This is a genomic window from Mycolicibacterium flavescens (genome assembly GCF_001722335.1).
Taxonomy (GTDB): Bacteria; Actinomycetota; Actinomycetes; order Mycobacteriales; family Mycobacteriaceae; genus Mycobacterium; species Mycobacterium flavescens.
Window position 1 is genome coordinate 79189 of sequence record NZ_MIHA01000012.1, and the last position, 12061, is coordinate 91249.

13 protein-coding genes are annotated in these 12061 nt (G+C 69.4%); 7 read left to right on the forward strand and 6 right to left on the reverse strand.

The features are described 5' to 3' along the window. Positions 1-120 precede the first annotated feature (120 nt). Positions 121-609 carry a SixA phosphatase family protein gene (locus tag BHQ18_RS16940; RefSeq protein WP_069414904.1) on the forward strand — a complete coding sequence of 163 codons (489 nt, stop codon included), beginning with the start codon at positions 121-123 and terminating at the stop codon, positions 607-609. A 23-nt stretch (positions 610-632) separates the two neighbouring features. Here BHQ18_RS16940 and BHQ18_RS16945 read toward each other — a convergent pair whose 3' ends face one another. After that, entirely contained in the window at positions 633-1193 is a 561-nt protein-coding gene (locus BHQ18_RS16945; RefSeq protein ID WP_069414800.1) for a DUF3558 domain-containing protein, read from the reverse strand. Continuing rightward, the gene (locus tag BHQ18_RS16950; RefSeq protein ID WP_069414801.1) at positions 1190-1753 is read right to left on the reverse strand and encodes a DUF3558 domain-containing protein; all 564 of its coding nucleotides are present in this window, start codon (positions 1751-1753) and stop codon (positions 1190-1192) included. The genes BHQ18_RS16945 and BHQ18_RS16950 overlap by 4 nt, the downstream gene beginning before the upstream one ends. A gap of 114 nt (positions 1754-1867) precedes the next feature. On the opposite strand from BHQ18_RS16950, the gene BHQ18_RS16955 reads away from it, so the two are divergent. From BHQ18_RS16955 to BHQ18_RS16965, 3 genes are read left to right on the forward strand one after another with little or no spacing between them, the layout of a single operon-like run. After that, positions 1868-3598 (forward strand): ABC transporter ATP-binding protein, encoded by a 1731-nt coding sequence (locus tag BHQ18_RS16955; RefSeq protein WP_069414905.1) that lies wholly within the window; start codon positions 1868-1870, stop codon positions 3596-3598. Positions 3599-3627: 29 nt separating this feature from the next. Beyond that, a complete protein-coding gene (locus BHQ18_RS16960) occupies positions 3628-5505 on the forward strand; it encodes an ABC transporter ATP-binding protein (RefSeq protein ID WP_069414906.1) in 1878 nt (625 codons plus the stop codon). 18 nt (positions 5506-5523) lie between these two features. After that, positions 5524-7713, forward strand: coding sequence for a molybdopterin-containing oxidoreductase family protein (locus BHQ18_RS16965; RefSeq protein ID WP_069414802.1), 2190 nt, complete (start codon positions 5524-5526; stop codon positions 7711-7713). Here the strand turns inward: BHQ18_RS16965 and BHQ18_RS16970 are convergent. After that, entirely contained in the window at positions 7710-8273 is a 564-nt protein-coding gene (locus tag BHQ18_RS16970) for an ATP-binding transcription factor AbmR (RefSeq protein ID WP_069414803.1), read from the reverse strand. The two genes, BHQ18_RS16965 and BHQ18_RS16970, sit on opposite strands and share 4 nt — an antisense overlap. 18 nt (positions 8274-8291) lie before the next feature. Next, positions 8292-9341 carry an aldo/keto reductase gene (locus BHQ18_RS16975; protein WP_069414907.1) on the reverse strand — a complete coding sequence of 350 codons (1050 nt, stop codon included), beginning with the start codon at positions 9339-9341 and terminating at the stop codon, positions 8292-8294. Between the two features lie 79 nt (positions 9342-9420). Between BHQ18_RS16975 and BHQ18_RS16980 the strand changes: the two genes are divergently transcribed. Then, positions 9421-10038, forward strand: a complete 618-nt coding sequence (locus BHQ18_RS16980) for a TetR-like C-terminal domain-containing protein (RefSeq protein WP_069414804.1) — start codon at positions 9421-9423, stop codon at positions 10036-10038. A gap of 34 nt (positions 10039-10072) precedes the next feature. Continuing rightward, the gene (locus tag BHQ18_RS16985) at positions 10073-10525 is read left to right on the forward strand and encodes an SgcJ/EcaC family oxidoreductase (protein WP_069414805.1); all 453 of its coding nucleotides are present in this window, start codon (positions 10073-10075) and stop codon (positions 10523-10525) included. On the opposite strand, the gene BHQ18_RS16990 is transcribed toward BHQ18_RS16985, so the two are convergent. Further along, positions 10522-10722 carry a hypothetical protein gene (locus BHQ18_RS16990; protein ID WP_069414806.1) on the reverse strand — a complete coding sequence of 67 codons (201 nt, stop codon included), beginning with the start codon at positions 10720-10722 and terminating at the stop codon, positions 10522-10524. The two genes, BHQ18_RS16985 and BHQ18_RS16990, sit on opposite strands and share 4 nt — an antisense overlap. 38 nt (positions 10723-10760) lie before the next feature. Here BHQ18_RS16990 and BHQ18_RS16995 point away from each other — a divergent pair, with 38 nt between their 5' ends. Then, positions 10761-11609 (forward strand): AIM24 family protein, encoded by an 849-nt coding sequence (locus BHQ18_RS16995; RefSeq protein ID WP_069414807.1) that lies wholly within the window; start codon positions 10761-10763, stop codon positions 11607-11609. Here BHQ18_RS16995 and dtd read toward each other — a convergent pair whose 3' ends face one another. Continuing rightward, positions 11610-12041: a D-aminoacyl-tRNA deacylase gene (gene dtd, locus BHQ18_RS17000; protein WP_069414908.1), complete on the reverse strand. Its 432-nt coding sequence runs from the start codon at positions 12039-12041 to the stop codon at positions 11610-11612. It abuts the gene before it with no gap. Positions 12042-12061 lie beyond the last annotated feature (20 nt).

A 12061-nucleotide genomic window follows, 5' to 3' on the forward strand; every position in this document is an offset into this window, starting at 1 on the left:
GTCCCCTTCCCCCTGGTCGTTTGCCGGGCATGGCGAGTCTAGGGCGGGGCCCCGACAAGTCCCGGGAGGCGCACGGCATGGCCTACCGTTACGGGGGTGAGTGAGCGCACGCTGCTGTTGATGCGGCACGGCAAGTCCGACTATCCGCCCGGGGTGGCCGACCACGACCGTCCGCTGGCTGCGCGCGGTGTGCGCGAGGCCGGGTTGGCCGGCGACTGGTTACGCGGGCACGCCCCGACGATCGACGCGGTGCTGTGCTCCACGGCGACCCGCACCCGCCAGACGCTGGACCGCACCCGCGTCACCGCGCCCGTCGAATACCTCGAACGCCTCTACGATGCGACACCCGGCACCGTGATCGACGAGATCAACCGCGCGCAGACCCGCTTCGACGTCGAGGTGCGCACGCTGCTGGTGATCGGCCACGAACCCGCGATGTCGGCGGTGTCCCTCGGACTGGCCACCGCGCAGGACAGCAATGCCGCAGCAGCCGAGGACATCTCGACGAAGTATCCGACGTCGGCGATCGCGGTGCTGCGCGCCGACACGCCGTGGGACCGGTGGGCGCTCGACGGCGCCGCGCTGGTCGCCTTCCACGTGCCGCGTTAGCTTTCACCGAGCGCGCGTCGCCGTCAGGCGCGGGTGGCGAGCGTCAGCTCCATCAGCTTGACCGCCATCCCGCAGGCGTCGATCCCGGGTGCCTGCGGGTTGATCCACCAGCCGACCACACCGGCCGCGTCGCTGGCCACCCCGCACGCCCCGTTGGGGTCGTTGGGTTTCATCACGATCGATTCGATGCCGGCCACCGAGCGGTTCTCGATCTGGTAGTCCAACCGCTGCGCGACTTCGCGTTCGTTGTCGAGAGAGCCCTGCTCGAACCAGAACCGGGTGATGTCCACCAGGCCCGCCGGATTGGCCGCCTGCCAGCGGCACACCGCGCCGACGAACGTGCTCTGGATGTCGAGCGGGTCGGCGCCGACGGTCTCGGCGAGGATGTCCTCGGTCAGCACGTCGCACTCTTTGAGCAGGTTCGGGTACTGCCGCTCGGAGTCCTCGTTGCGGGGGCCTGGACCGGAACCCGACTTGGCCGCCGTCCCGTCGACCGTCTGGGTGCACCCGGTGAGCAGCGTGAGCGCCGCCGTCAGCGCGACGAGGCCGGCGCTGAGGCGACTGGTGAGCGGGCGGCGGGTCATTCGGAGTTCACAATCGATTGGCGGGTCAGTTCCTTGGCCACTTCACAGGGGTCCGGGAACGGCTGGGAGGTGTAGCTGATCGACCACTCGATGAAGTCGTCGCCGAACTGGATCCCGATCTCGCACAGGTTGGTGCCGAGCGTCGGATCGTCGCTGATGCCCATGAAGCCGTCGTGGCCCTCGATCTCGATGTCCTCGACGCTGGTCCGGGACAGCTCCATCGTCTTGCGCTCGCGCCCGATCGGGCTGCCGCGGAACCAGGTGAACGAGAAGTGCGGGCCCAGGATGCTGCCGCCGGCCAACCACTGGCAGCCGACCGAGGTCTTGGCGGTGTTGACCAGTCCGGGGACCCGGGTCTGCTTGATGACCTCCTGGTCGCTGATGCCGCCGCATTCGGGGAAGAACGGTCCGTGCGCGACATCCTGTGACGGTGCGGGGGTGTCCTGGGGTACCTGCGGGCCGCTGGGCGCGTCCTCCGAGCAGGCGGCCAGCGGGATGACCACTGCGGCCGCGAGGGTCAGGCAGCGGATCGCGCGCATCCTGTGGGTCACGCCATGCACTGTAGCGGCAGGTCAGGGCGTCAACCACCGACATGCCGGTTGACCTGCTGATTTCTGGGACACGGCGGGGTTGCTCGACGACGGTGCGCCGACGCGGTGTGCGACAGTATCGGGATGCTTTGGGCGCTGCTGCGACGGTATGCGCGGCCGTACCGGGGCCTGCTCGCCGTCGTCGCCGCGTTGCAGGTGATCAGCACCCTGGCATCGCTGTACCTGCCGACGGTCAACGCCGCGATCATCGACGACGGGGTCGCGGTCGGCGATCTGCGCAGGATCGTCGAACTGGGCGGGGTGATGCTGGCGGTCACCGGGCTGCAGGTGGTGTGCGCGATCGGCGCGGTCTACTTCGGGTCGCGCGCCGGCATGGGCTTCGGCCGGGATCTGCGCTCGGCGATCTTTCACCACGTCACCGGGTTCTCCGCCGAGGACACCGCACGTTTCGGTGCGCCGTCGCTGCTGACCCGCACCACCAACGACGTCCAGCAGATCCAGCTGCTCGTGCAGCTGACCTGCACGATGCTGATCACCGCGCCGATCATGTCCGTCGGCGGCATCGTGATGGCCATCCATCAGGACGCGGGGCTGTCGTGGCTGCTGCTGGTCAGCGTGCCGGTGCTGGCGGCCGCCAACTACTGGATCGTGCGCCACCTGCTGCCGATCTTCCGCCGGCTGCAGCGCCAGATCGACGGCATCAACCGGGTGATGCGCGAACAGCTCGCCGGGCTGCGGGTGATCCGCGCGTTCGCGCGAGAACCGTTCGAGCGCACCCGGTTCGGGCAGGCCAACGCGGCGCTGTCGGGCACCGCGCTGGAGGCGGGCCGCTGGCAGGCCCTGATGCTTCCGGTCACCACGCTGGTCATCAACGTCTCGAGCGTGGCGCTGATCTGGTTCGGCGGGTTGCGCATCGACGCCGGCCAGATGCAGGTCGGTTCGCTGATCGCGTTCCTGGCCTACTTCATGCAGATCCTGATGGCCGTGCTGCTGGCGACGTTCATGCTCGTCATCATTCCGCGCGCCTCGGTGTGCGCCGAGCGGATCGGCGAGGTGTTCGCGACGGTGCCGCAGATCAGCAGCCCGGAGCACCCGGTGCGGCCGGACCGGATCACAGGCGAGGTGCGCCTGGAGGCGGCGACGTTCTGCTACCCGGGGGCCGAACAGCCGGTGCTGCAGCATGTCTCGCTGACCGCGCGTCCGGGGACGACGACGGCGGTCGTCGGCTCCACCGGCTCCGGGAAGTCGACGCTGATCGCGCTGATCTGCCGGATGTACGACGCGACAACGGGTTCGGTGCTCGTGGACGGCGTCGACGTCCGCGAATACGACCCGGAGCACCTGTGGTCGGTGATCGGGCTGGTGCCCCAACGCGGATATCTGTTCTCCGGGACGGTCGCCGACAACCTGCGCTACGGGAAAGCCGACGCGGCCGAGGACGAGATGTGGGAGGCGTTGCGGGTCGCGGCCGCCGACGACTTCGTGCGCGCTCACCCGGAGGGTCTGGGGATGCGGGTGGCCCAAGGCGGCGCGAACTTTTCCGGCGGGCAGCGGCAACGGCTGGCGATCGCGCGGGCGGTGATCCGACGGCCCGCGGTGTACCTGTTCGACGACGCGTTCTCCGCGCTCGACGTGCACACCGACGCGCGGGTCCGTTCGGCGCTGCGCGAGGTCTCGGCCGAGTCCACGGTCATTGTTGTCGCCCAGCGGATCTCGACGGTGATGCGGGCCGATCAGATCGTCGTGATCGACGACGGCCGTGTCGTCGGCACCGGCACCCATGAGACCCTGCTGGCCGACTGCCCGCAGTACGCCGAGTTCGCCGACTCACAGTCGCTGGGGGTCGCGCGGTGAGTGCGCCGGCCGGCCCGCCGATCCGCGGCATGGTGCAGGGACCCACGCAACGGTCCCGCGACTTCACCGGTTCGGCGGTGCGGCTGGTCAAACGGCTGACTCCCGAGCGCGGGCTGGCCGCGGCCGTCATCCTGCTCGGTGTCGGCGGCATCGCGATCAGCGTGCTCGGCCCGCGGATCCTCGGGCACGCCACCGACCTTCTGTTCAACGGTGTGATCGGTCGTCAGCTGCCCGCGGGCCTGACCAAGGAGCAGGCGATCGAGGCGGCGCGGGCCCGCGGTGACAACACGTTCGCCGACCTGCTGTCGGGGATGAACGTGGTGCCCGGCACCGGGGTCGACTTCGGCGCGGTCGCGCGCACCCTGCTGCTCGCCCTGGGCCTCTACCTGATCGCCGCGCTGCTGGTGTGGGTGCAGGCGCGGCTGCTCAACGTCGTCGTGCAGCGCACCGTCATGCGGCTGCGCGCAGAGGTCGAGGACAAGCTGTACCGGATGCCGCTGTCCTACTTCGACTCCCGGCAGCGCGGTGAAGTGCTCAGCCGGGTCACCAACGATGTCGACAATGTCCAGACGTCGCTGTCGATGACGATCAGCCAGCTGATGAGCTCGGTGCTGACGGTGCTGGCGGTCGTGGTGATGATGCTGACGATCTCGCCGCTGCTCACGCTGCTGGCCGTGGTCACCGTGCCGTTGTCGCTGTGGGCGACCCGGGTGATCGCGCGGCGGTCGCAGCGGTTGTTCGTCGCGCAGTGGGCCAACACCGGTCGGCTCAACGCCCACATCGAGGAGACCTACAGCGGGTTTACGATCGTCAAGACATTCGGTCACCGCGCGGCGGCCACCGAGAAGTTCCGCGAGTACAACGACGACGTGTATCACGCCAGCTTCGGCGCGCAGTTCTTTTCCGGGCTGGTCTCGCCGGCCACCACGTTCATCGGCAACCTGAGCTACGTCGCGGTGGCCGTCGTGGGCGGCCTGCAGGTGGCCACCGGACAGATCACGCTCGGCAGCATCCAGGCGTTCATCCAGTACGTCCGCCAGTTCAACCAGCCGCTGACCCAGGTGGCGGGCATGTACAACACGCTGCAGTCCGGGGTGGCCAGCGCCGAACGGGTTTTCGAACTGCTCGACGCCGAGGAGGAAACCCCCGATCCGCCCGCCCGGCTGCCCGCTCCGGCCGCCGACGGGCCGACCGGGCGCGTCGAGTTCGAACACGTCACGTTCGGCTACCACCCGGACACCCCGGTGATCGAGGACCTGTCGCTGGTCGCCGAACCGGGCAGCACGGTGGCGATCGTCGGCCCGACCGGTGCGGGCAAGACGACGCTGGTGAACCTGCTGATGCGGTTCTACGACGTCGATTCCGGGCGCATTCTGGTTGACGGCGTGGACATCTCGACGGTGAGCCGGGAGTCGCTGCGGTCGCGGATCGGGATGGTGCTGCAGGACACCTGGCTGTTCGGCGGCACCATCTACGACAACATCGCCTACGGCCGACCGGACGCCGGCGAGGACGAGGTGATCGCGGCCGCGACGGCCGCCTACGTCGACCGGTTCGTGCACATGCTGCCCAACGGCTACCAGACCGTCGTCGGCGACGACGGCGGGGCGATCAGCGCGGGCGAGAAGCAGCTCATCACGATCGCCCGCGCGGTGCTGGCGCGGCCCCGGCTGTTGATCCTCGACGAGGCGACCAGTTCGGTCGACACCCGCACCGAGCTGCTGATCGCCCAGGCGATGGCCGAGTTGCGCCGCGACCGGACGAGTTTCATCATCGCGCACCGTCTGTCGACGATCCGCGACGCCGATGTCATCGTCGTGATGGACGGCGGCCGGATCGTCGAACGGGGCAGCCACGCCGAACTTTCGGCTAAGCGTGGCGCTTACTGGTCCATGACACAGGCCTGAGCGCCGTACGCTCAGCGCATGAGCCCGACGGCGGAGTCCGGACCGGTGACCACGGTCTACACGTTCTGCAGGTACTGCCTGGCCTCGTGCGGCCTGGAGGTCACCGTGGCGGACAACCGCGTCACCAAGATCGCTCCGGACAAGCAGAACCCGCACACCTGGCAGGACTTCTGCGCCAAGGGCCGCACCGCGAATCAACTGGTCGAGCATCCCCGCCGCATCCTCAACCCGATGCGCCGCGTCGGCGACAGCTACGTCGAGGCGAGCTGGGACGAGGCGATCGCCGACATCGCCGCGCGGATGACCGCGGCGATCGAGGCGGGCGGCCCCGACGCGGTCGGCGTGTACTACGGCAACCCCGCCGGGTTCTCGTCGTCGAACATCATCTTCATGAACGGCTGGCTCGACGCCGTCGGCACGCACAGCCGCTACTTCGTCGGCTCGGTTGACCAGAACGCGATGCACGTTGTCGCACAGGCGATGTACGGCTCGATCCTGATGGCACCGGTCTCCGACGTCGACAACTGCGACTACTTCCTGCTGGTCGGCACCAATCCGGCGGTCAGCGCGTGGAACTGGCTCGAGACGGTGCCCGGCGGGTGGCGCCGCGCGCTGGCCCGGCAGAAGCAGGGTGCGACGATCGTCGTCGTCGACCCGCTGCGCACCGAATCCGCCGCCAAGGCCGACGTTCACCTGGCGGTGCGCCCGGGACAGGACTGGGCGCTGCTGCTGGCGATGGTCAAGGTCATCCTCGACGAGGGCCTCGAACATGCCCGGGACTGCGCCGATCTCGCCACCGGCGTCGACGAGCTGCGGGCGCTGGTCGCCGACGCGGACCTCGACGACCTGGCCGCGCGCTGTGACATCGCCCGCGCGGACATCGAGCGGGTGGCCCGCGACTTCGCCACCGCGCGCGCGGCGATGGTCGTCACGCGGACCGGGGTGTCGCTGCACACGACGGGCACGATCGCCGAATGGCTGGGCCACGTGCTCAACGTGATCACCGGCCGGATGGACCGCCCCGGTGGGCGCCGCTACGAACCCGGGTACGTCGACGCGATCCGGATGTCGGCGATGGTCAAGGCCAAACCGCACTACAGCCGGCTCGCCGGGCGCGAAATGGTCGCCGGCGCGCACGCGCTCAGCGAGTTGCCCGACGAGATCACCACACCCGGGCCCGGCCAGATCCGCGCGATGCTGATCAACTGCGGTAACCCGGTCGTCTCCGGACCCGACGGCGCGAAACTCGACGCCGCGCTGGCCGACCTGGATCTGCTGGTCGCGATCGACTTCGTGCAGCGCGAGAGCCACCGGCACGCCCACTGGTTGCTGCCTGCCACGCACTGGTTGGAGCGCGACGATCTGCTCGCGTTCACCAGCAATATGCACGACGAGCCCTACCTGCAGTACGGCGCAAAGGCCGTGGAGCCGCCTCCTGGCGCGCGGCAGGAGTGGCGGATCTTCACCGACCTGGCGCTCGCGATGAACAAACCGCTGTTCGGCGCCAGGGGGCTCAACGGTTTCATCCGGGCCAGCCGGGCGGCGGCGCGGGTGACCCGTCGGCCCGCGGTGGAGTTCGGTCCGCACTGGATCGACCGGCTGGTCGTGGCCACGGGGCGAAAGTTCAACGGCCGCAGGATCAAATGGCGTGACGTCAAGGCGCACCGGCACGGTTGGGTGCTGGGTCCGCGCGAGTTCGGTCACTTCCGGGAGGCCCTGCGCACCGACGACAAGAGGGTGCACGCCGCGCCGCCGCAGTTCCTCGACCGCACCCGCGAACTGCTCGCCGAGCCGCACCCGCAGCCGCCGGCCGGCTATCCGTTCCAGTTGTCCAACCGCAGGCACCGGCACTCGATGAACTCGTGGCTCAACGACCTGCCCGGCCTGCATCCGGCCGGTAAGGGCAACGATGTGGTGATCCACCCCAAGGACGCGGCCGCGCTGGGCGTCTGCGACGGCGACGTGGTCCGGGTGTTCTCCCCCGTCGGCGCCATCGAACTGCCCGCCACGGTGAGCGAAGCGCCCCGCGAAGGTGTGGTGATTGTCGACCACGGCTGGGGCTCAGCGGTTTTCGACCCACGCGGCGGTGGCGATCCGGTCAGCTTCGGGGCCAACCGCAACCTGCTGATCGACGCCGGACCGGTCGACCCGCTGTCGCAGACGGCGGCGCTCAGTTCGGGCTTCGTCGGTGTCGAGCGGGTGGGTTAGAGCCGCGGGCCCTCGGCGCGCAGATCGTCGACGTTGCGCATCGCCTCGCGCAGCTTGTCCAGCCACTCCTCGGCGTGCTCGCCGACCAGCCGCACCGACCACGCCAGCGCGTCCGAGCGGGACCGCGCCACGCCCGCGGCGACCAGGGTGTCCAGTACCTGGCGTTCGGGTTGGCGCAACCGCGTCATGACCGGCACCGCGAGATGGGTGAACAGGATCCGCTCGGTCTGATCCGGCGCGCCGATCTCCACGCCCCAGGCCACTTTTCGGCCGTACCGCGCCTCGGCCTCGTCGGCGATGCGCATGCGTTCGGAGCGGGTGTCCTCGCGGAACCGCGCCGCCCGGCCCGAGGCCCGCGCCTCGCTCTCGGTGCCGTCCGCCGCCTGGGGTAACCGCCCGATGACGGTGATCTCCTCGCGGTCGACGACGACGGTCGGGTCGCCGTCGAACCAGTCCTCGGGTAGCCGGCCGGCGAACCAGTCGGCCGCGTCCCCGGCATCGGGTTGGGCCGCTTCCTGCCAGCCGCCGTGTCGGCGCCGGCCGTGATGGTGAGTTCTCATGATTACATGATTACACCTTTACAGATCCGGGGTAAGTGTGTTCGCCATCGGCGGATTGAGCCTCGCGAAGCCCTCCTGGCGGTGATAGGGGAAGTACGGGTAGGGCGCCTCGACCCGGCTGACCGCGTCGAGTGCGGCGACGTGCTCGGCGTCCAGTCGCCAGCCGACCGCACCGAGGTTCTCCGCCAGTTGCCGTTCATCGCGGGCGCCGACGATCACCGACGCTACGGTGGGCCTGCGCAACAGCCAGTTCAGTGCGATCTGCGGCACCGATCTGCCGGTCCGCGCCGCGATGCCGTCGAGCACCTCCACGATGGAGAACAGCCGCTCCTCGTCGACCGGCGGTCCGGCGTCGGCCGTGGCGTGAAGCCGGCTGCCGTCCGGCAGGGGGCTGCCGCGCCGGATCCTGCCCGTCAACCGCCCCCAGCCCAGCGGGCTCCAGACGAGTGCGCCGACACCCTCCGTCGCGGCCAGTGGCATCAGTTCCCACTCGTAATCGCGGCCGACGAGCGAGTAGTACACCTGGTGTGCGACGTAACGCGGCGCCCGGTGCCGGTCGGCCACCGCCAGCGACTTCATCAGCTGCCACCCGCTGAAGTTCGACGCCCCGAGGTAGCGGATTTTACCCGCTGCGACAAGGGTTTCCAGTGTCGAGACAACTTCGTCGATCGGCACCGAGGCATCGAAGCCGTGCAGCTGGAACAGGTCGATGCGGTCGGTCTGCAGCCGGCGCAGCGCCGCGTCGACAGCGCGCAGCAACCGTGTCCGCGATGTTCCCCAGTCGTCGTCACCGGTGGGCAGCGCCGCCTTGGTCGAGATGACGACGTCGTCGCGGTGGGGACGCAATGCGGCACCGAGCACCTCTTCGGACGCTCCGTCAGAGTAGACGTCGGCGGTGTCGAACAGCGTGACGCCGGCCTGCAGGCACATGTCGACGATGCGCCGGGCACCGTCAACGTCGGTCTTCCCCCAGGCTCCGAAGAACTCGCCGACACCACCGAACGTCGCTGCCCCGAAGCCGAGTTCGGACACTCTCAGCCCGGACGCACCGACATGCCGATATTCCATGACCGCTCCCTTGATTCGCCGGATGAACGGTCCGAGCAACAGCACTTAATGGGAACATATTCCTGTTAAGGTGCGTCACGTGGTTGAGCAGGCGAAGCATCGCCCCGGTGGTCGCACGGCGGCGGTGCGCGCCGCGGTTCTGCGCGCCACCGAGAACCTGCTGATCGACGCCGGGCTCGGCGGGATCGAACTGCCCACGGTCGCCGTGCGCGCAGGCGTCGGCACGTCGACCGTCTACCGGCGGTGGGGCAGCGTGCCGGCTCTGGTCACCGACATGCTGCACGACATGGCCGAACGATCGGTGCCGCGCGCCGATACCGGATCGCTGCGCGGGGACCTTCGCGCCAACGCGGCCCTGGTGCGCCGGACTCTGTCCGCGCCGCGCGAGGGCAGGCTGTTTCGGGCGGTCATCGCCGCCGCGGCGAGCGACGAGGCCACCGCACGGGCGCTGGCGGTGTTCTACGACCGTCGGGTCGCCGAGTGGGCAGAGTGCATCCACGACGCAGTCGTGCGCGGCGAAGCGCCCGAGCGAACCGATGCCGAAGCCGTCATCCGCCAGGTGTCAGCGCCGCTGTACTACCAGTTCCTCACCACCACAGCGCCTTTGACTTCCCGGGATGCGACACGGGCCGCCGACGCGGCACTGGCCGCCGTCGCCGCCGGCGTGTACAGCCCAGCGCGTAGACGACGCTCTTGACCTCAACTGAAGTTGAGGTCTTAGCGTCGCGGCCATGACCCGACCGACCCTGTCCGACGACGAGCGGCGACTGCGCGACGCACACCACGCCGTCGACGCGTTCGTCGCCGCACTGCAGACCGCCATCGACCGCGGCGACGCCGCCCTCTACAACGCCCACTTCGCCGACGACGTGCTCTGGGGCAGTCCCTTCGGCGCGACGGTCTCCGGCTACGACACCCTGCACGCCATCCACCGGCGCCTGCTCGCCGCCGCGGTCGCCGGACCGCGGTCGCGCTACGAAAAGGTCGCGGTCAGCGCGCCGGCGCCCGATGTCGCGGTCGCCCAGGTGCGCAGGACGGCGTTGCATGCCGACGGCACACCGGTTCCCGTCGAGCAGCCGAGTCCGTTCTCTGAAGTGGCGCTCTACGTGCTGGTGCGTCGCGACGGCCACTGGTGGCTGTCGGCCGGACAGAACACCGTCGTGCGGCCGAGCGATCGGCGTTAGCGCTTCCGCAACAGCAGTGCCCCGCCGGCCACCACTGCGCCGATCAACAGCAGCACCGCCAACGTCGGGCTGACCAGCCACCACACCAGTGCGACCCCGATCAGCACCGGCGAGGCGAGGAACAGCACCATGCCCGGATGCTGCTTGACAACAGCGACGGCGCTCCGCGCGCGCACCCGGTCGATTTCCTTTGCCATGGCCCAAGAATGCCAGTTCGTCGCTTACTTTGGAGGCCATGACCGCACCGAACAACGGAAGCTGGCGGCCCGACCCCGAGGGCCGCTACGAGTACCGCTGGTGGGACGGCACCCAGTGGACGGATCAGGTGTCACACCAGGGGCAGATGGGCCGCGCGCCGCTGACCCCGCCGAGCGGACCGGCGCCGCAACCAGCTCAGCCGCAAGGTGACGGGTTCGCGGGCATCACCGGTGATCTGGTCGACGGCCGGTTCAGTGAGAAGGAAGCCAAGGCGATCGCCAACCAGAACACCAAGCTGTTACGGGTGCGCCTTGGCGAACCGTTCATGGCCCGGCAGGGTTCGATGGTGGCCTACCAGGGCAACGTCGACTTCGCGTTCGAGGGCGGCGGGGCGTCGAAGTTCCTCAAGAAGGCGCTCACCGGGGAGGGTCTTCCGTTGATGCGGTGCCAGGGGCAGGGCGACGTCTTCCTCGCCGACCGCGCCTACGACGTCCACCTGTTGCAGCTGGCCAATTCCGGGCTGTCGATCAGCGGCAAGAACGTGCTCGCGTTCTCGTCGAGTTTGAACTGGAACATCGAGCGGGTGAAGGGCGGCAGCATCGCGACCGGCGGCCTGTTCAACACCACGCTGCGCGGCACCGGTTGGGTGGCGCTGACCACCGACGGGCCGCCGGTGGTGCTCAACGCCGCCGAGGCGCCGACGTTCGCCGACACCAACGCGGTGGTGGCCTGGTCGGCCAACCTGCAGACCCAGCTCAAGACCAGCTTCAAGGCCGGGGCGCTGATCGGGCGCGGCTCAGGTGAAGCCGTGCAGGTGTCGTTCCACGGGCCGGGCTTTGTGATCGTGCAACCGTCCGAGGGAATTCCGCCGGTCGCCACGCAGTGATCACATCTCGAGCAGCACGGTCACCGGGCCGTCGTTGACGAGTTCGACCTGCATGTACGCGCCGAAGAGACCGGTCTGCACGTGCGCGCCGAGTCCGCGCAGCGCCTCGGCGAACGCGGTCACCAGCGGTTCGGCGACCGCACGCGGGGCGGCGGCATTCCACGCCGGCCGCCGACCTTTGGCCGTGTTGGCGTAGAGCGTGAACTGGCTGACCACCAGAATCGGCGCCGAAACGTCCGACGCCGATTTCTCGTCGTCGAGAATCCTTAGTTGCCAGAGCTTTTCGGCCATCCGCTGCGCCTTGGCCGGGTCGTCGTCGTGGGTGACGCCGACGAGCGCGAGCAGCCCCTGGCCGTCGGGGTGGATGGCGCCGACGACCTCGCCGTCCACCGTCACGGCCGCCGACGTCACCCGCTGGGCGAGAACACGCATGCCCACAGATGCTGCCATGC